18 protein-coding genes are annotated in these 17,836 nt (G+C 73.4%); 8 read left to right on the top strand and 10 right to left on the bottom strand.

Annotated elements, in window-relative coordinates; all coding sequences use genetic code 11:
* Positions 1-7: 7 nt before the first annotated feature.
* Positions 8-367: an NADH-quinone oxidoreductase subunit A gene (locus tag ACZ7H1_RS06190; RefSeq protein ID WP_359887413.1), complete on the bottom strand. Its 360-nt coding sequence runs from the start codon at positions 365-367 to the stop codon at positions 8-10.
* A gap of 705 nt (positions 368-1,072) precedes the next feature.
* Here ACZ7H1_RS06190 and ACZ7H1_RS06185 point away from each other — a divergent pair.
* Complete coding sequence (locus ACZ7H1_RS06185; protein ID WP_470784189.1) at positions 1,073-1,954, top strand: C40 family peptidase; 882 nt, start codon at positions 1,073-1,075, stop codon at positions 1,952-1,954.
* A 137-nt stretch (positions 1,955-2,091) separates the two neighbouring features.
* Here ACZ7H1_RS06185 and ACZ7H1_RS06180 read toward each other — a convergent pair whose 3' ends face one another.
* Positions 2,092-3,060, bottom strand: a complete 969-nt coding sequence (locus tag ACZ7H1_RS06180; protein ID WP_470784187.1) for a hypothetical protein — start codon at positions 3,058-3,060, stop codon at positions 2,092-2,094.
* A 132-nt stretch (positions 3,061-3,192) separates the two neighbouring features.
* On the opposite strand from ACZ7H1_RS06180, the gene ACZ7H1_RS06175 reads away from it, so the two are divergent.
* Genes ACZ7H1_RS06175 through ACZ7H1_RS06165 form a run of 3 tightly spaced genes read left to right on the top strand, consistent with a single transcriptional unit; the run spans position 3,193 to position 6,727 of the window.
* The gene (locus ACZ7H1_RS06175) at positions 3,193-4,776 is read left to right on the top strand and encodes a hypothetical protein (RefSeq protein ID WP_470784185.1); all 1,584 of its coding nucleotides are present in this window, start codon (positions 3,193-3,195) and stop codon (positions 4,774-4,776) included.
* Positions 4,773-5,459, top strand: coding sequence for an ABC transporter ATP-binding protein (locus ACZ7H1_RS06170; protein WP_470784183.1), 687 nt, complete (start codon positions 4,773-4,775; stop codon positions 5,457-5,459). The genes ACZ7H1_RS06175 and ACZ7H1_RS06170 overlap by 4 nt, the downstream gene beginning before the upstream one ends.
* The gene (locus tag ACZ7H1_RS06165) at positions 5,456-6,727 is read left to right on the top strand and encodes an ABC transporter permease (protein WP_470784182.1); all 1,272 of its coding nucleotides are present in this window, start codon (positions 5,456-5,458) and stop codon (positions 6,725-6,727) included. Before ACZ7H1_RS06170 ends, ACZ7H1_RS06165 begins: the two co-directional genes overlap by 4 nt.
* A 51-nt stretch (positions 6,728-6,778) precedes the next feature.
* On the opposite strand, the gene ACZ7H1_RS06160 is transcribed toward ACZ7H1_RS06165, so the two are convergent.
* Positions 6,779-8,062: a geranylgeranyl reductase family protein gene (locus tag ACZ7H1_RS06160; protein WP_470784180.1), complete on the bottom strand. Its 1,284-nt coding sequence runs from the start codon at positions 8,060-8,062 to the stop codon at positions 6,779-6,781.
* A 99-nt stretch (positions 8,063-8,161) separates the two neighbouring features.
* Between ACZ7H1_RS06160 and ACZ7H1_RS06155 the strand changes: the two genes are divergently transcribed.
* Positions 8,162-8,728 (top strand): GNAT family N-acetyltransferase, encoded by a 567-nt coding sequence (locus ACZ7H1_RS06155; RefSeq protein WP_470784441.1) that lies wholly within the window; start codon positions 8,162-8,164, stop codon positions 8,726-8,728.
* A gap of 64 nt (positions 8,729-8,792) precedes the next feature.
* On the opposite strand, the gene ACZ7H1_RS06150 is transcribed toward ACZ7H1_RS06155, so the two are convergent.
* The 3 genes from ACZ7H1_RS06150 to ACZ7H1_RS06140 all read right to left on the bottom strand — a co-directional run bounded on the left by ACZ7H1_RS06150 (position 8,793) and on the right by ACZ7H1_RS06140 (position 11,071).
* A complete protein-coding gene (locus ACZ7H1_RS06150) occupies positions 8,793-9,704 on the bottom strand; it encodes a glutaminase (protein WP_470784439.1) in 912 nt (303 codons plus the stop codon).
* Between the two features lie 12 nt (positions 9,705-9,716).
* Positions 9,717-10,418: a demethylmenaquinone methyltransferase gene (locus ACZ7H1_RS06145; RefSeq protein WP_470784179.1), complete on the bottom strand. Its 702-nt coding sequence runs from the start codon at positions 10,416-10,418 to the stop codon at positions 9,717-9,719.
* 152 nt (positions 10,419-10,570) lie between these two features.
* Complete coding sequence (locus ACZ7H1_RS06140; protein WP_470784177.1) at positions 10,571-11,071, bottom strand: hypothetical protein; 501 nt, start codon at positions 11,069-11,071, stop codon at positions 10,571-10,573.
* Between the two features lie 157 nt (positions 11,072-11,228).
* On the opposite strand from ACZ7H1_RS06140, the gene ACZ7H1_RS06135 reads away from it, so the two are divergent.
* Both ACZ7H1_RS06135 and ACZ7H1_RS06130 read left to right on the top strand, forming a co-directional pair.
* On the top strand, positions 11,229-11,627 hold the full coding sequence (locus tag ACZ7H1_RS06135) for a peptidase inhibitor family I36 protein (RefSeq protein ID WP_470784175.1): 399 nt from the start codon (positions 11,229-11,231) through the stop codon (positions 11,625-11,627).
* Positions 11,624-11,959, top strand: coding sequence for a response regulator transcription factor (locus tag ACZ7H1_RS06130; protein WP_470784174.1), 336 nt, complete (start codon positions 11,624-11,626; stop codon positions 11,957-11,959). Before ACZ7H1_RS06135 ends, ACZ7H1_RS06130 begins: the two co-directional genes overlap by 4 nt.
* On the opposite strand, the gene ACZ7H1_RS06125 is transcribed toward ACZ7H1_RS06130, so the two are convergent.
* The 3 genes from ACZ7H1_RS06125 to ACZ7H1_RS06115 form a co-directional block, all read right to left on the bottom strand.
* Positions 11,956-12,603 (bottom strand): amidohydrolase family protein, encoded by a 648-nt coding sequence (locus tag ACZ7H1_RS06125; RefSeq protein ID WP_470784173.1) that lies wholly within the window; start codon positions 12,601-12,603, stop codon positions 11,956-11,958. The genes ACZ7H1_RS06130 and ACZ7H1_RS06125 overlap by 4 nt on opposite strands.
* 7 nt (positions 12,604-12,610) lie before the next feature.
* A complete protein-coding gene (gene mqnC, locus ACZ7H1_RS06120; RefSeq protein ID WP_470784172.1) occupies positions 12,611-13,810 on the bottom strand; it encodes a cyclic dehypoxanthinyl futalosine synthase in 1,200 nt (399 codons plus the stop codon).
* 148 nt (positions 13,811-13,958) lie between these two features.
* Positions 13,959-15,680, bottom strand: coding sequence for a serine/threonine-protein kinase (locus tag ACZ7H1_RS06115; protein WP_470784170.1), 1,722 nt, complete (start codon positions 15,678-15,680; stop codon positions 13,959-13,961).
* Between the two features lie 94 nt (positions 15,681-15,774).
* On the opposite strand from ACZ7H1_RS06115, the gene ACZ7H1_RS06110 reads away from it, so the two are divergent.
* The gene (locus tag ACZ7H1_RS06110; RefSeq protein ID WP_470784168.1) at positions 15,775-16,950 is read left to right on the top strand and encodes an alpha/beta hydrolase; all 1,176 of its coding nucleotides are present in this window, start codon (positions 15,775-15,777) and stop codon (positions 16,948-16,950) included.
* On the opposite strand, the gene ACZ7H1_RS06105 is transcribed toward ACZ7H1_RS06110, so the two are convergent.
* Positions 16,925-17,773, bottom strand: a complete 849-nt coding sequence (locus tag ACZ7H1_RS06105; RefSeq protein WP_470784166.1) for a menaquinone biosynthetic enzyme MqnA/MqnD family protein — start codon at positions 17,771-17,773, stop codon at positions 16,925-16,927. The two genes, ACZ7H1_RS06110 and ACZ7H1_RS06105, sit on opposite strands and share 26 nt — an antisense overlap.
* Positions 17,774-17,836: the final 63 nt, after the last annotated feature.

The raw sequence follows: 17,836 nt of genomic DNA, 5'->3' as shown, positions 1-17,836 counted from the left end.
GAGCCCCTCAGTCCCATTCCAGGCCGCCGCGCCGCCACACGTACGCGTAGGCAACGAAGACGGTGAGCACGAAGAGCAGCATCTCGACGAGCCCGAAGATCCCCAGGGCGTCGAAGGTGACGGCCCAGGGGTAGAGGAAGACGATCTCGATGTCGAAGACGATGAAGAGCATCGCCGTCAGGTAGTACTTGATGGGAAAGCGACCACCGCCGACCGGCGTGGGAGTGGGTTCGATACCGCACTCGTACGCCTCAAGCTTGGCCCGGTTGTACCGCTTTGGACCGATTAGCGTGGCCATGACCACGGAAAAGATCGCAAACCCTGCCCCGAGGGCGCCGAGCACGAGGATGGGCGCGTAGGCATTCACGCTCCTCGCTCCTTCCAGTCGTCCTTGACCGTTGGACCGCAACTCCAGGCGTTGCCCCGCCTCGCGAAGATCGTGCTCATGTGAGGCAGTTCACAAGCTGGACTGCCCCGCATCCTATGCCTGTCCATCTGTGATCTGCGACACGGGTAACGACAACGACTTTGTGATCTCCACCACCTGACGAACGATCATGAAGTCCGATGAGCGGTGATCTTCATACGTGAAGCGCACATGTGATCACCAAAGGTGACATCCGGCCGCGTTACCGCAGGTGACAGCCGCGGCGCAATATCAAACCGTGGCCCCTGCATGCAAATTGGCCACGGGTCGCAATGAGTGATAAAGCGACCGGCCTCGCCCGCCCGGGGGACACCCCGGGGACGGAAGTGGACGCCGCGGTGCGCGTGCGCGCGTTCACGAGCGGGAGGGCGTCCGCATGCCGTGATGATCCTGTGACCTGCGCCACTCTGAATCGGCGCTTCCGAAAGAGGGCTTGGCCATCGGTATCGGCTGATGGTAGGCGTCGGGTCAATTCGGACTTATTACAGAAAACCCATGATCACAGCCTTGTGAGGCCCTGTCCGATTCGCCCGTTACGGCGTCAATAAGACGCGCGACGCGCCCGGTTCACGCCAAATGGCGGCAACTGTGGCGCAGACCACGTTTCTTGAAGGGAGCCGCGAGGCCCTGATAGCGGTTGTTCTCATGTCCCATACCGCTCACATACCCAGCCACCGGAAGCCCCGCCGCAGCGCCTCGAAGCTCGCGGTCCGCGCCGGAGTTGCCGGTGGCGTCCTCAGCACCCTGGCGATGGCCGGGCCGGCGAGCGCCGCCCCGTCCGGTCCTGTGACCGAGACCATCGAGATGCCGGTCCTGGACCTGACGTCCGAGGTCTCCTCCGCCCTCACGCAGTCCGCCGACGCCGCCGCGGCGCGCGCCCTCGACACCGAGCTCGCCGCCCTGGAGAACGCCGCCGCGAAGAGCGCCGCCTCCGACGCGAAGAAGGCCAAGACCGAGGCCGTGAAGAAGGCCGAGGCCGTGAAGGTCGCGGCCGAGAAGGCCGAAGCCCAGCAGGCCGCCACCGCGAAGGCCGAGGCGCAGCGCAAGGCCGTCGCCGAGCGCGCCTCCCGCAGCAACGTCCGCTCCACCCTGGGCGACGGCGGCGGTTCCTCGTCCAGCGCCGACGAGGGCACCGCGGGCGACTCCGCCCAGACCCGCAGCGCCAAGGGCGGCGGCACCGCCGCCTCCATCGTGAACTTCGCGCTCGCGCAGGTCGGCAAGGCCTACGTCCGCGGCGCCACCGGTCCCTCCGCGTACGACTGCTCCGGCCTCGTGCAGGCCGCGTACCGCCAGGCCGGCATCAAGCTCCCCCGCATCTCGTACGACCAGTCCAGCTCCGGCACCGCCGTCTCCCTGAGCAACCTCCAGCCGGGCGACATCCTGTACTGGGGCGGCCGGAGCAGCTCGTACCACGTGGCCATCTACGTGGGCGGCGGCCAGTACGTGGGCGCCCAGAACCCCTCCGCGGGCGTGGCCAAGCACTCCCTGAACTGGGACCGTCCGGACGGCGCCGTCCGCATCATCTGACGAGCGCACCGCTGCACGGCGAAGGGCCGGTACTCCCCCGCTCGGGGGTGGAGTACCGGCCCTCGTCGCACCTTCCGTGCAGTTACACGCTGTTCCATGGCGTTATCTGCTGTTCGGTACGGTTCCATGGCGTTCCGTCAGAACAATTCCGCCGCCAGCCGGAGCCGGGCCTCGCGCTGGCGCTGGTACGCCGCCAGGGTCTGCGCGTGCTTCTCGGCCAGCCGCTGCTGGTAGGCCGCCTCGACGGCCGCCCACACCCCCACCAGGTTCACCTCGCGCTTGCAGGCGACGTCGCGGACCGCGGCCGTGACCGCCGCCGCACCGCCCGGATCCGCGGCCAGTCCGAGCTCCTCCGGCACGTCGTACGGGCTCCTGACGCCCTGATAGCCCTGCCGGGCCATGCACGCCGACCACTTCGCCAGCACGGCCGCCACCCGCGAGTCCTGCTGCGCCCGGGTGTGCGCCTCCGAGGCCAGGCCGAAGGGCAGCAGGAGGTCGACGCTGTCCTTCCGCGGCGCGTACAGCTTGCGGTAGCCCTCCCGCAGACAGCCCCCGGCGGGGACCTTGCGGCCGCCGACGGCGATCCCGCTGTCCGTGCGCGCCGCCTCCTCCTCCGTCCGGGGGTCGGGCCCCGGACCGCCCTGCGCGCCGGGGCGTTCGCCGTGCAGGACCGTACGGGCTCCGGCGCTCAGCGGCGGCTCGGGCGCGCGCTCCCGGCGCGGCTCGCCGCCCTCCCTGTCGTAGCCGTACGCGGCCGCGCGCCCGGGATCGGCGATGCCGTACAGGTACCGGTGGCGGTCCGCCCGCGCGGAGCCGCCGCGGCCCGGGGCGGACGCGGGCGGCTCGTACGTGAACCCGAAGCGGGCCATGCAGCGGCTGACGAGCCGTCGCTGCGCCGCGGCCAGCCGGGCGGCCTCCTCGCCCGAGTCGGCGTACGCGTCCAGCGGCAGGGCCAGCGAGGCGGTGGCCGGATTGACCGCCACCGCTCCGAGCGCCGGTTCCGCATCGGGCTCCGCTCCCCCGCCGGAGGAGGTGCATCCGGCCGTCAGCAGCGCCAGGAGGGCGGCGGCCGCGGTCCGGTGGCGCCGGGGGTGACGTGCGTTCACGGGGCTTTCCTCACCGTCGGGGAAGGGGGGCACCGGAGTCAACGGTCCCGGGCGAGGGCGCACAAGTAGACAACCGGCCTGGCTGGTAGGTGACTTGTTCGGCGCGGAAGGCGGTTCCTAGGATCGCGCTTCATGCCGATCGATGCGCTCGCGCGCGGGCGCCGCGTCGTGCTCGGACTCGTCGCCGGAGCCGCGCTCATGACGGCCGGCGGTCTGCTGGCCACCGCCCTGGTGACGTCTCCGGCGCAGCTCGCCGCCCGGGCCCTGCCACCGGAACAGGGGCCGCTGCTCGCGGTCGTCGAACGGCGCGTCCTCGCCGACACGGTGGTGATGCGCGGGACGGTGGTCGCCGACCAGAGCGTCGACGTGGCGCCGCAGCCCGCGGGTGCCGGCCTGGCCGGGGCCTCTGTCGTGACCCGGCTGCCGCTGGCACCCGGCGACCGGGTCAGGCCCGGACAGCTGCTCGCCGAGGTGTCCGGGCGGCCGGTGATCGCCCTGCGCGGGAGCCTGCCCGGGTACCGGGACCTGCGGCCGGGGGCCGAGGGCGCGGACGTGGCACAGCTCCAGCACGCCCTGCGCGAACTCGGGCACGGTACGGGCCGCGACCGGCGCGGGTCCTTCGGTCCGGGCACCAAGGGCGCGCTGGAGGCCCTGTACCGGGCGGCGGGCTACCTGCCGGTGCCCGCGGTGGCCGACGGCGGCGAGGGGGTGCGGGCGGCCCGGGAGTCCGTACGGTCGGCCCGGTGGGCGCTGGAGGACGCGCGGGACGCGCTCGCCGTGCCCCGGGGGAAGGCGGCCGGGGACGGGCCGGGTTCCGTCGCCGGGAGCGGGGATTCCGCCGGAGCCGGAGCGGGAGCCGGGGACGGTGCCGGGGACGGTGCCGGGACCGGGAAGACCGCCGGGGCGGACGGCGGGGCTGGCGCCGGCGCGGACGCCGGGGTGTCGGCCGCGGGTGCCGGGGTGTCGGCCGCGGCTCGCGCGGCCGCGGCGCGGGCGGTGGAGCGGGCCCGGCAGTCCCTGGCCGACGCCCGGGCCCGGCTCGCCGCGGCCGAGGCCGCCGCGGGCCCCATGCTGCCCGCCTCCGAAGCGGTGTTCCTGCGCTCCTTCCCCGCCCGGGTCAGCGCCCTCGGCAGCCGGGTCGGCGCGGCCGTCTCCGGCCCGGTGCTCACCGTGTCCGCGGGCGAACTGCTCGTCGAGGCCTGGCTCAGGGAGGACCGGCGACGGCTGCTGCGGGCCGGGCTGCCCGTCCTGGTCTCGTCCGAGGTGCTGGGGCGGGACGCCCGCGCGGAGGTCCTGCTCGTGGCCGCCGAGCGGTCCGCGCCCGGCGGCCGCGCCGGGCCCGCGGCTCCGGGGGCGGACGGCCGGGACCCCGGCGCCGCCGCCCCGGTGGAGCCCGGCTACCGGATGCTGGTGCGCCCCGACCGCCCGCTGCCCGCCGGGTTCGCCGGGCAGGACGTACGGCTGACCGTCGAGACCGCCGCCACGGACGGCGCGGCGCTGGTGGTCCCCGTGACCGCGGTCTCGGCGGGCGCGGACGGGCGCACGGCCGTGACCGTCGTGCCGTCCGGCGCCGGGGCCGGCCGGCGCCGGGTCGAGGTGCGCACCGGCACCAGCGGGGACGGCCACGTGGAGGTCGTCCCGGTCCGCGCGGGCGAACTGGCCGAGGGCATGCAGGTCGTGACCGGCGCCGCCGCGCCCGGGAGCCTGAGCGGATGAACGTCATCGAGTTCCACGGGGTCGGTCTCACCTACCCCGGGCCGCCGCCGGTCGCCGCCCTCGCGTCGTGCGACCTGGCCGTGCGGCAGGGGGAGTTCGTCACCCTGGTCGGGCCGTCCGGGTCCGGGAAGTCGACGTTCCTGAACGTCGCCGGGCTGCTGGACGCGCCGACCCGGGGGCGGTACCTCCTCGACGGCGTCGACACCGGCGCGCTGCGCGAGCGCGAGCGGGCCGCCCTGCGCGGGCAGCGGATCGGCTTCGTGTTCCAGTCCTTCCACCTGCTGCCGCAGCGCAGCGCCCTGGAGAACGTCACCCTCGCCATGCTCTACACGGGCGTGCCGCGGGCGGAGCGGCGGGCGCGGGCCCGGGAGGCGCTGGAGCGGGTGGGGCTCGGGCACCGCACGGACGCCGTGCCGGGGCGGCTCTCGGGCGGGGAGCGGCAGCGGGTGGCGGTGGCCCGCGCTCTGGTGGGGCGCCCGTCGCTGCTGCTGTGCGACGAGCCGACCGGGAACCTCGACTCGGCGAGCGCGGCCTCGGTCCTGGGCCTGCTGGACGGGCTGCACGCGGCCGGGATGACGGTGCTCGTGATCACGCACGACCCGGAGGTGGCAGGGCGGGGCGGGCGGAGGCTCGCGCTGCACGACGGGCGGCTGCGGGAGCCGTCCGGGCCGGGGGACGCGTGAGCGGCGCGGGCGGCGGACGCGTGGCGCCGACGCGGCTGTCCCTGCGCGACGCGCTGTCGGAGGCGGTGGCGGGGATGCTGCGGCGGCCCGGCCGGGCGGCCCTGACGGCGCTCGGCACGGTGCTCGGCGTCGGCAGCTTCGTGGCCGTGCTCGGGCTGACCGCCACCGTCTCCTCACAGATCGACGCCCGGTTCAACGCGCTCACGGCCACCGCGGTGACCGTGGAGGACGTGGCCGTGCAACAGGACGAGTTCGCCGGCGCGGGTTTTCCGGCCGATGCCGAGCAGCGGATCCGGGCGCTCGCAGGCGTCGAGCACGCCGGGGTGCACTGGGCGGTGCGGCCGGCGCCCACCACCACTTCGGGCCACGCTTCCGGTTCTGGATCTGGCTCTGGTTCTGGCTCCGCTTACGCCTCCGGTTCGGGCGCGGACACGGGTCCCGGCGTGGTGGCCGCCTCCCCCGGCGCGGTACGGGCGATGGCGCCGCGGCTCCAGCAGGGCAGGCTGTACGACGAGTTCGCCGAGCGCACCCGCCAGCGGGTCGCCGTACTCGGCAGCGGAGCCGCGGCCCGGCTCGGCATCACCACGCTGGCGACCCGGCCCGCGGTATTCATCGGCGGCGAGGCGTTCACGGTGGCCGGGATCCTCGCAGACGTGCGGCGGCAGCCGGAACAGCTGCTGGCCGTGTTGGTACCGCGGTCCACCGCGGCCCGGCTGTGGGGTCCGCCGGGGCCCGGCGCGGCACGAATGCTGATCTCCACGCGGCTCGGGGCGGCCCGCCAGGTCGCCGCGCTCGCCCCGCTCGCCTTGCGGCCCGACCACCCCGAGCACCTCCGGGCGGTCCCGCCGCCCGACCCGAAGTCCCTGCGCGCCGGGGTCACCTCGGACCTCGGCGCGCTCTTCCTGCTGCTCGCCGGGATCTGTCTGGTGATCGGGGCGGTCGGGATCGCGAACACCACGCTGGTGGCGGTGCTGGAGCGGACGGGCGAGATCGGGCTGCGCCGCGCGCTGGGCGCGCGGGGCCGTCACATCGCGTTCCAGTTCCTCGCCGAATCGGGCGCGCTGGGCGCGCTCGGCGGACTCGCCGGGACCTCGCTCGGCGTCCTGCTGGTGGTCGCCGTGGCCGTCGTACGGGACTGGACCCCGGCCGTACCGCTCGCCCTGGTCGCGGCCGCCCCGGTGGCCGGGCTGCTGACCGGCGTCCTCGCCGGCCTCTACCCGGCGGCCCGTGCCGCCCGCATCTCCCCGGCGGAGGCGCTGCGCCGCTGAAGCCGGGGGAACGCGGGGATGCGGGGGTTGCAGGGGATGCCGAGGCGGTGTTCAGGCCTTCGGGGCCACCTTGCTCAGGCCGTTGATGATGCGGTCCATCGCGTCGCCGCCCGTCGGGTCGGTGAGGTTCGCCAGCATCTTCAGGGTGAAGCGCATCAGCAGCGGGTGCGTCAGGCCGCGCTGGGTGGCGACCTTCATGACCTTCGGGTTGCCGATCAGCTTCACGAAGGCGCGGCCCAGGGTGTAGTAGCCGCCGTAGGTCTCCTTGAGCACCTTCGGGTAGTTGTGCAGGGCCAGTTCCCGCTGGGCGGGGGTGGCGCGGGCGTGGGCCTGGACGATGACGTCGGCCGCGATCTGGCCCGACTCCATGGCGTAGGCGATGCCTTCGCCGTTGAACGGGTTGACGAGGCCGCCCGCGTCGCCGACCAGCAGCAGGCCCTTGGTGTAGTGCGGCTGCCGGTTGAAGGCCATCGGCAGGGCCGCGCCGCGGATCGGCTGGGTCATGTTGTCGGGTGTGTAGCCCCAGTCCTCCGGCATGGAGGCGCACCAGGCCTTGAGGACCTCGCGCCAGTCCAGCTCCCGGAAGGCGGAGGAGGAGTTCAGGATGCCCAGGCCGACGTTGGACGTGCCGTCGCCCATGCCGAAGATCCAGCCGTAGCCCGGCAGCAGCCGGTCCTGCGCGCCGCGGCGGTCCCACAGCTCCAGCCAGGATTCGAGGTAGTCGTCGTCGTGCCGCGGCGATTCGAAGTACGTGCGCACGGCGACGCCCATCGGGCGGTCCTCGCGGCGGTGCAGGCCCATCGCCAGCGAGATGCGGGAGGAGTTGCCGTCGGCCGCGACGACGAGCGGCGCGTGGAAGGTGACGGCCTTCTTCTCCTCGCCGAGCTTGGCGTGCACGCCCGTGATGTGGCCAGTGCGCGCGTCGATGACCGGCTCGCCGACGTTGCAGCGCTCGTACAGCCGCGCGCCCGCCTTCTGCGCCTGCCGGGCCAGCGTCTCGTCGAAGTCGTCGCGCTTGCGGACCAGTCCGTAGTCCGGGTACGAGGCGAGGTCGGGCCAGTCGAGCTCGAGCCGGACGCCGCCGCCGATGATCCGCAGGCCCTTGTTGCGCAGCCAGCCGGCCTCTTCCGAGATGTCGATGCCCATGGCCACCAGCTGCTTGGTGGCGCGCGGGGTCAGACCGTCGCCGCACACCTTCTCGCGCGGGAAGGCCGTCTTCTCGAGCAGCAGGACGTCGAGTCCGGCCTTGGCGAGGTAGTACGCCGTGGTCGAGCCGGCGGGCCCGGCTCCGACGACGATCACATCCGCGGTGTGTTCGGAGAGGAGCTCGGTCACTGCGGGATCTCCCGAAGACTCGATAGGGGGTGCCGAATGCACAGGACATGGGCAGTCTATGCAGCGATGAGTGATCACGATCCCGAAGGGCTGTCCCCGATGAGCGAGCAGTACCCCGCCGTCCGGCTCCGTGTCCCGACCGAAGAGGACGCACTGGCCTGGCACCGGATCTTCGCCGACCCCGACGTCATGGAGTTCCAGGGCGGCGCCCCTGCGGAGCTCTCGGTGTACGAGGAACTCACCGCGCGCCAGCGCATGCACGACGCGCAGCTCGGGATCTGTTTCTGGACCGTCCTCGACGAGGACGGCGAGGTGATCGGGTTCACCGGGGCGCAGCCGTGGCCGCGGGACTGGGGCCCGGTCGGCGAGATAGAGATCGGCTGGCGGCTGGCCCGCCCGTACTGGGGCAAGGGGTACGTGACCGCGGCCGCGCGCGAGACCCTGGAGCGGGTGCGGGCGGCCGGGATCCCGCGGGTGGTGGCGATGGTCGACGCCCGCAACACCCGCTCGATCGCGGTGACCCGGCGGCTCGGCATGGAGCTGAAGGAGACGTACACCCTGGGCTCCGGGACCGTCGGACACCGCTACGGCATCGAGTTCGCGGACGCCGGCGAGGAGTCCGGCCGGGATGCGGCCGACGTGGCGGCCCCCGCCGCACACCCGTGACTCCGTGACCCTGTGACCCGTGACCCCGTCGGGTGAACGGTGAAGGGCGCCGACCGGCTTTCGCTCAGAAGACCGACAGGCCGGTCAGCGTCGTGAAGCGGTCCAGGGCCGCGACCCCGGCCACCGAGTTGCCGCGCTCGTCGAGCCCGGGGCTCCACACGCACAGCGTGCAGCGCCCCGGGACGACGGCGACGATCCCGCCGCCGACCCCGCTCTTGCCGGGCAGGCCCACCCGGTAGGCGAAGTCACCCGCCGCGTCGTACGTGCCGCAGGTCAGCATCACGGCGTTGACCTGCTTGGCCTCGCTGCGGGTCAGCAGCCGGGTGCCGTCGGCCAGCAGGCCGTGCCGGGCCAGGAAGCGGGATGCGAGCGCGAGGTCGGCGCAGCTCGTCTCGATCGAGCACTGCCAGAAGTAGTGGTCGAGGAGCGCGGGCACCGGGCCGGTGATGTTGCCGTACGACGCCATGAAATGGGCCAGGGCGGCGTTGCGGTCGCCGTGCGCGGACTCCGACGCGGCGACCGCGGGGTCGAAGGCCAGGTCCGGGTTGCCGCTCTCCCGGCGCAGGAACTCCAGCAGCTCGCTGCTCGCGTCGCCGGTCCAGGTCTGGAGGCGGTCGGTGACCACGAGAGCACCGGCGTTGATGAACGGATTGCGCGGGATGCCGTTCTCGTACTCCAGCTGGACGAGGGAGTTGAAGGGGTTGCCGGACGGCTCGCGCCCGACGTGGTCCCAGAGGCTGTCGCCGCCGTGGGCCAGCACCAGCGCGAGGGTGAACACCTTGGTGATCGACTGCGCCGAGAAGGGGACCTGCCAGTCCCCCACTCCGTGGACGGTGCCGTCGACTTCGGCGATGGCCATGCCGAAGCGGGTCTTGTCGACGTTCGCGAGCGCCGGGATGTACGCGGCGGGCTCGCCGCTGCCGATCAGCGGCGCGACGTCGTGCGCGATCTGCTCCAGCACCGCCTGGTAGTCCACCGTGGTCACGGCTTACTCGGACGCGGGCTTGTACCCGCGGTGCAGGGCGACGATGCCCCCGGTCAGGTTGCGCCACGCGACGCCCGACCAGCCGGCCTTCTGCAGCAGCGAGGCCAGCTCCGGCTGGTCCGGCCACTCGCGGATGGACTCGGCGAGGTAGACGTACGCGTCCGGGTTGGAGGACACGGCACGGGCGACGGGCGGCAGCGCGCGCATCAGGTACTCGGTGTAGACGGTCCGGAACGGCGCCCACGTCGGCTGCGAGAACTCGCAGATGACGACCTTGCCGCCGGGCTTGGTCACCCGGTACAGCTCGCGCAGCGCGCCCTCGGTGTCCTGGACGTTGCGCAGCCCGAAGGAGATCGTCACGGTGTCGAAGACGTCGTCCTTGAAGGGCAGCTTCGTGGCGTCGCCCGCGGTCAGCGGCAGCCAGGGGTGCTTCTTCTTGCCCTCGCGGAGCATGCCGAGGGAGAAGTCGCACGGCACGACGTACGCGCCGGTCTGCGCGAAGGGCAGCGAGGAGGTCGCGGTCCCGGCGGCCAGGTCGAGGACCTTCTGCGCGGGGCGCGCGTCGACCGCCCCGGCGACCTCCTTGCGCCACAGCCGGGCCTGGCCGAGGGAGAGGACGTCGTTGGTGAGGTCGTAGTTGGCCGCGACTCCGTCGAACATGGAGGCGACTTCGTGCGGCTGCTTGTCCAGGGATGCGCGGGTCACCGGCTTCGGCCTCGCAGATGTCGGGTGCGGGGCGCGGGGCGCGCCTGCACGTCGCGGTTGGGTGCCGCCCCATTCTCGCAGGCCGCCGCCGCCCGGATCCGGCCGGGCAGGCGCGGCGGCCCCCGGTCAGCCCGGCCGCCCCGGCCGGGCGGTCAGCGGGCCGGGGCGGCGAAGCAGGCCGCGAGGGCCGCGCGGCCCTCGGCGGATTCCTTCGTACGGAGGTCGCCCGGCCACGCCCCGGTCGACGGATCGGGGTCCGGCCAGTCCGGCACCCCGCTGCGGCGCATGCACGAGGCCTGGGCGCGCAGTTCCGCCAGCTCCGCCGGATCGGGCCCGCCCACCCGGCGCCGCGGGGCGCAGGTCCGTTCCGCCTCCGCCGCCCTGGCCGGATCCGCCCGGTCCTCGTCGACGACGGCGACTCCGGACGCGGTGGTGCGCATCGGCAGCCCCTGCCGGGCCATGCACGCGAAGTAGTCCGCCAGCGCGGGGTCGGTGGCGTCCTCATCCTGCTGCTTCAGGGCGGGGATCCGGGTCCGTCCGGACACCGGGGCCGTCGGGGCGGCCGGAGCCGCGGCGGTCCCCCCGGCGGAACAGCCCGGCAGCAGGAGGACGAGGGACAGGGCGGCGGCTCCGCGGACTTGGCCGAAACGCACAGCGGGACTCCTCACCGCGCGCGGACCTCCGCGCGACCTCCGCACAGTAGGCCGAGGCTCCGGAGTCACACACTGGCCCGAAGGACAGTGGTGCCAGAGGTGTGGGTGGTGTTCCACTCTTCGGCGCCCCGGGTTCCCCTACGGAAAGGCACGCACGATGAACAGAACGTGTCTCCGCGCGCTCGCCGCCGCCGGTCTCGTCCTGGCCGCGCTCGGCACGGGCATCGGATCCGCCACCGCCGCCGTGGACAAGGACGGCATCCTCGACCCCGGAGAGTTCGGGCTGTTCTGCCTCCAGAACCAGGGCGGCGCCGTCTTCGACATGTACGTCGCCGACGCCGACTTCCGCAACAACTACTTCAAGGGCAGCCTGGCCTGCGCCCAGCACACCACCAACGACTACACCGAGTCGTACCTGAACCGCGACAGCGCCGAGTGGGCTGTGTACACCCAGCCCAACCGCGGCGGCTACGTCGGCTTCCTGCCCGCCGGATACCGCGGCAACGCCAGCACCCTGTACCGCAATACGATCTCGTCGGCCTACCTCGAACCGTGAGCCCGTGTAGCCTGCCCGCCATGGAGCGCCCCTGCTTACCGTGCTCGTGGGTACCCGGCACGCTCGACGGCGAGCGCCTGCACCGGGCCCTGGCCGGGATCCCTAGCCTGACCGAGCAGGAGCTGTCGGTGTTCCGCTGCCTTCCGACCGGGCCGACGAACGCGCAGCTCGCCACGCACCTCCATCTCACCGTCCGCACCGCGAAGTTCCACGTGGCGAACATCCGCGCCAAGCTCGGCGGGATCTCCCGGCTCCAGGCCTGCCTGCTCGCCGTGCACCACACGGCGCGGCCGGCACAGACGCAGACTCACGCGCAGACGCCTGGCGCCTAGCGCCTGCGGTACAGCAGCCGCCCTGCGATGACGGTGGCCACGCACGTGGCCGCGCCCCGCTCCAGCAGGGCCTCCTCGTCCGGTGCGTCGAACGCCGCGAAATCGGCCCGCTCCCCGACGGCCAGCGGCCGCTGCACCGAGCCCGCCAGACCGCCGCCCGCCGTGAACGGATCCAGGTCCGGCCCGTCCCCGGGAGCCTCGGGCGCACCCGCGGCCGGCACGGTCTCCAGGCCGGAGCGGGCCACCGGGGCCGACAGCAGCGGGTCGGCCGGGCCGAGCGCGATCGCGGTCGTGCCGTGCCGCAGCATCTGCTGGAGCCCGCGGCGCACACTGCCCGCCCAGCGGGCCGTGTCGAGTTCCAGCTCCGCCAGCGCCTCCCCGGAAAGCGGATCCGTACCCAGCCGGTCGGCCTCCCGCGGGTCGGGGTGGTAGCAGCGCGTGAGCAGCCACTGCGCGTGCCACTGGCGCAGTCCGGGCGTCAGCACGCCCGGCCACTCCCGCACCCGGACCTCCGGGCGCGCGGCCTCCAGGGCGGCGCGCGGGCCGATCGCGGCGATGCGGTCGTGCTCGACGAGCACGGCCCCGTCCGGTACCGGCGCCGAGCCGACCGGCAGCAGGAGCGGGGCGGTGTGCAGCGTCAGCACGGCGGGCTCAGCGGGCGTCGAGGAGCTTCAGCTCCGGGTGCGCGGTGCCGCCCTCGATAGCCGTCGAGGAGATGTGGGAGACCACGCGCTCGTCGACCGGGTCGTTCGCCGGGTCGTCGTGCACGACGATGTGCTCGTACGTGGTGGTGCGCTGGGCCGGGACGCGGTCCGCCTTGCGGATCAGGTCCATGATCTCCTGGCGGTTCGAGCGGTGCTTGGCGCCGGCGGAGGAGACGACGTTCTCCTCCAGCATGATCGAGCCCAGGTCGTCGGCGCCGTAGTGCAGCGACAGCTGGCCGGCCTCCTTGCCGACAGTCAGCCAGGAGCCCTGGATGTGCGCGACGTTGTCCAGGAAGAGCCGGGCGATCGCGATCATCCGCAGGTACTCGAAGATCGTCGCCTGGGTGCGGCCCTTGAGGTGGTTGTTCTCGGGCTGGTACGTGTACGGGATGAAGGCCCGGAAGCCACCGGTCCGGTCCTGCACCTCACGGATCATCCGGAGGTGCTCGATCCGCTCGGCGTTCGTCTCGCCTGTGCCCATCAGCATGGTGGAGGTCGATTCCACGCCCAGGCCGTGGGCGATCTCCATGATCTCCAGCCAGCGCTCGCCCGACTCCTTGAGCGGGGCGATGGCCTTGCGCGGCCGCTCCGGCAGGAGTTCGGCGCCCGCGCCCGCGAAGGAGTCCAGGCCCGCGGCGTGGATCCGGCGGATCGCCTCCTCGGCGCTCACGCCCGAGATCCTGGCCATGTGCTCGACCTCGGAAGCCCCGAGGGAGTGGATGACCAGCTGCGGGAAGGCCTTCTTGATGGCGGAGAAGTGCTCTTCGTAGTACTCGACGCCGTAGTCCGGGTGGTGGCCGCCCTGGAACATGATCTGCGTGCCGCCCAGCTCCACGGTCTCCGCGCAGCGGCGCAGGATGTCGTCGAGGCCGCGGGACCAGCCCTTGGCGGTGTCCTTGGGGGCGGCGTAGAACGCGCAGAACCGGCACGCCGTCACACAGACGTTCGTGTAGTTGATGTTCCGCTCGATGATGTACGTCGCGATGTGCTCGGTGCCGGCGTACCGGCGGCGGCGCGCGGTGTCGGCGGCGGTGCCCAGCGCGTGCAGCGGCGCGTGCCGGTACAGGTCGAGCGCCTCCTCCGCGGAGATCCGGCCCCCTTCGGCGGCACGGTCGAGGACAGACTGGAGAGCGGCCTGGTCGGTCACCGGTGCGTCACCTTTCGGTGGAGTGGCGTCGTATGTCAAGGGTCGGACCGATCCAGCCTACGCCAGCGGTTCCGGGCCCGGTTCAGGGGCTGGCCCGCCCGGGGCGGGGCCGCCGGCGACGGCGGGTCGGGTGCCGGTCGGATGCGTGTCAGCTGCGGGTCAGGTCGCCGGTCGGGTTCCCGGCCGGCGCGTCGCTCGACTCGTAGTGCAGGGTGCCGTCGGTCTTGAGCGTGAGCCGCTCCGTCCTGCTGCCGTCGGAGCAGACTCCCGGATGCGGGTTGGTGGCCCGGGTGTTGTCCAGGACGAGGACCGTGTCGGTCGCCGAGACCAGCTTCCAGTCGCTGCTGCAGTCGGCGTTGAGGATGTCGAGGACGCTGCGGTCGCGGGCCACGTTCGCCCCGACCCGGCCGGCCTTGACCGTGATCTCCATCTGGCTGGAGACGTTCAGCCGCTGGGTGGTGATGGTGCCCTTCCAGGTGCCGACGAAGGCCCGCGGCACGTCCTGCCGGGTGCCCCGCGGGACGCCGTCCGTGGGCTCGGCCGATCCCGTGGGCTCCGTGGCGGCCGGGGGCGGTGTCGTGGGGTCCCGGTCGCCCGACGCCTGGGCCGGTGCCTTCTTGCCGCCGGGGAACAGGTCGAAGGCGATGAACCCGCCCGCGGTCACCGCCGCCAGCGCCCCGGCCACCGCGAGGGCGACGGTGCAGCTGACGCGCCGGCCCGCGGTGGCGGTGAGGCTGATTCCGGTGCGGCCCGTGCCGCCGGTCCCGTCCGCGGCGCCGGCCGCCGGGCCCGCCGTACGGCCCTGGGCGGCGTCCCGCGGCCCCGGCACCCCGGGCACCGGCATCCCCGCCGAGGCCGTCCCGGCCGGGGGCCCGTACGACGGGTCCGGCGGCCCGAAGGCCCCGGCCGGGCCGCCGTGCGAGGGGGTGGTGAACGGTACGGGTCCCGATACGCCCGCTGCAGGCGCCCGGTCGGGCTCCAGGTCGAGCAGGCGTACCGCCGCCCGCGACACGTCCGCCACCAGCGGCGCGGGCAGCCAGCCCGGCTCGACCAGCGCGGCCGCGCCCGCCGGGGCCAGGGCCGCCGCCACCTCGCCGGGGGCGGGGCGGGCCGAGGGGTTCTTGGCCAGGCAGGCCAGGACCAGCGCGCGCAGCTCCCCGGTCAGCCGGCCGCCGAGCTCCGGCTCCTCGTGGACCACCTTGTAGAGGAGGGTGGCGGAGTTGTCCCCGGTGAACGGCGGCTCGCCGGTCGCGGCGAAGACGAGGACGGCGCCCAGCGAGAACACGTCGGCGGCCGCGCCGGCGCCCTTGCCGAGGATCTGCTCGGGGGCCATGTACCCGGGCGAGCCGACCGAGACCCCGGTCGAGGTCAGCGAGGCCGTGCCGTCGGTGGCCCGCGCGATCCCGAAGTCGATCAGCCGCGGCCCGTCCAGCGTGATCATGACGTTCGAGGGCTTCACGTCCCGGTGGACCAGGCCCAGCGCGTGCACGGCGACGAGCGCCTCGGCCAGCCCGGCGCCGATCGCGCGCGCGGAGGACTCCGGCAGGGGTCCGTGCGCCGCCACGGCCCGGTCCAGCGGGGCGCCGGCGACGTAGCCGGTGGCCACCCACGGCACGGCGGCCTCCGGGTCCGCGTCCAGGACCGGGGCCGTCCAGCCGCCGCCGACCCGGCGGGCCGCCGCCACCTCGCGCCGGAACCGCGCCCGGAACTCCTCGTCGCGGGCGAAGTGCGGGTGCACGATCTTCACGGCCACGGTCCGGCCGCCCGCACTGCGTCCCAGGTACACCGCGCCCATGCCGCCCGCGCCGAGCCGCCCGAGCAGCCGGTACGCGCCGATGGTCTGCGGATCCCCCGCTTCGAGCGGCTGCATGGCGCCCCCTTTTCCGTGCCCCCTGAGACGGTGCAGTCGCACCCTAGCCGGGCTCGTGGCGCGGAACAGCCGGATCCGTGCAACGGTGATCGGCATGAACCACAGCACCACCCCGTCGGCCCGCAGGGCCCTGCTGCCCGTCAGCCCCTCCGTACTCTCCCTCCCCGCGCTCCTCGCGCTCCTCGCCGGCCTGCTGACCGGCTGCTCCGGCGAGGGGGACCCGGTCTCCTTCGATGCGCCGAACGCCGCCGCGAGCACCCTGGAGGACACCCCGCCCGGCACCGGATCGCACACGTCCTCGAACCGGGCGGATCCGAGCGCCTCCGAGCAGTCCGAGGCCGAGCGGCTGACGCAGCTGCCGACGGGCCCGCGGGCCCGCTTCACGGAGGAGAGCACGCTGGAGGACGGCACGGCCGTCGCCGTGACGACGCTCAAGGGCCGCGCATCGGGGTTCACCGGCAAGGTCTGGGTGTGGGCGCCCCGGCAGTACTTCGAGCCGCGGTACGCGAAGAGCGGCTTCCCGGTGCTGATCGCCCTGCCCGGCGGGCGCGGCTATCCGGTGAACTACTGGATCGGCGCCGGGCTGAAGCTCCAGAGCAGCATCACCCGGTGGTCGCAGGAGGGGAAGAGCCTGCCCTTCCTGGTGGTGATGCCGGTACTGAACCCGGACAAGAAGTACTACTACGACGGAAGCGACATCCCCGGGCAGCCGCGGATGGGCACCTGGCTCGCCGAGGACGTGCCGAACTTCGCCCGGGCCAATTTCCGCACCTTCCGCTCCCGCGACGGGTGGGCCTTCATGGGCTCGTCCTCGGGCGGATTCGCGGGGCTGAAGACCGTGCTCCAACACCCCGGCAAATTCAAGGCGGTGATCGCCTCCGGGCCGGACACCGTGCCCGACTCCCCGCTGTGGAAGGGGCACGAGCCGCAGCGCCAGGCAAACAATCCGGAGAAGCTCGCGGCCGCCCTGATCGCCCGCGGCGGTCCGGACGTCTATCTCGCCTTCCAGATCGGCAGCAAGGAAAGCGGGATGGCGAATCTCCGGAATTTCATCGGTAATTTCGGCAAAGGTCCCGTGAACACCCGCCTCCAGGTAGTCGAGGGCGGGACGCACAACGCGAAGACGTACATCCGCGGCATGGAAGAGGGCAGCATGCAGTGGATCAGCGAGCAGCTCCGGGCACCGATCCCGGAAGGAGCTCCGGAGGGCACGCCCGAAGGCCTGCCGGAGGGGCCGCCGGAGGCTACCGGCCCAGCAGCTCGACCGTGACGTCCGACGGGAAGCCGGTCGTCGGTCCGATCCGGCGGGCGAACTCCCGGACGCCCGCCAGCTGCTCCGGCCCGAAGCGGAAGTCGAGGGTGCGGAAGTAGCGCTCCAGCAGCTCGGCGTCGAAGGACTCCCAGCGGGCGGCCTGCTCGGCCACCTTGGCCACCTCCTCCAGGGACAGGTCACGGGAGGCGAGGAAGGCCTCGTGGACCTTCTCGACCACGAGCGGCTCCCGCCGGAGGTAGTCCTTGCGGGCGGCCCAGACGGCGAAGACGAACGGCAGCCCGGTCCACTCCTTCCACATGAGCCCCAGGTCATGGACGGTGAGGCCGAGGCGGGGAGCGTCGTGCAGCGAGGCCCGCAGCGCGGCGTCCCCGATCAGTACGGCCGCCTCCGCCTCCTGCATCATCAGCCCGAGGTCGGGCGGGCAGGTGTAGTAGTCGGGGCGGACGCCGTACTGCTCGGCGAGCAGCAGCTGGGCGAGCCGTACGGACGTGCGGGAGGTCGAGCCGAGCGCCACCCGGGCCCCGTCGAGCCGGTCCAGCGGGAGCTGCGAGACGATCACGCAGGACATGACCGGGCCGTCGCAGCCGACCGCGAGGTCGGGGAAGGCCACCAGCTGATCGGCGTTCCTGAGGAACTCCACGAGGGTGATGGGACCCATGTCCAGTTCCCCCGAGACGAGCCGCTCGCTGAGCTTCTCCGGGGTGTCCTTGGTCAGCTCCAGGTCCAGCAGCGTGCCGGTCCGGGCCAGGCCCCAGTAGAGCGGCAGGCAGTTCAGGAACTGAATGTGGCCGACACGGGGCCGGCTGCGATTGGCGTCCACATCGCGAGACTAGCTGCCGTGTCGCCGTCAGCCTCGCCGAGGGTCTCAAACGTCCGGGTGACG

The organism is Streptomyces sp. NPDC037401, from assembly GCF_055602345.1.
The sequence above is the reverse complement of the archived record's forward strand: the minus strand, read 5'-3'. Positions and strand labels throughout refer to the sequence as shown.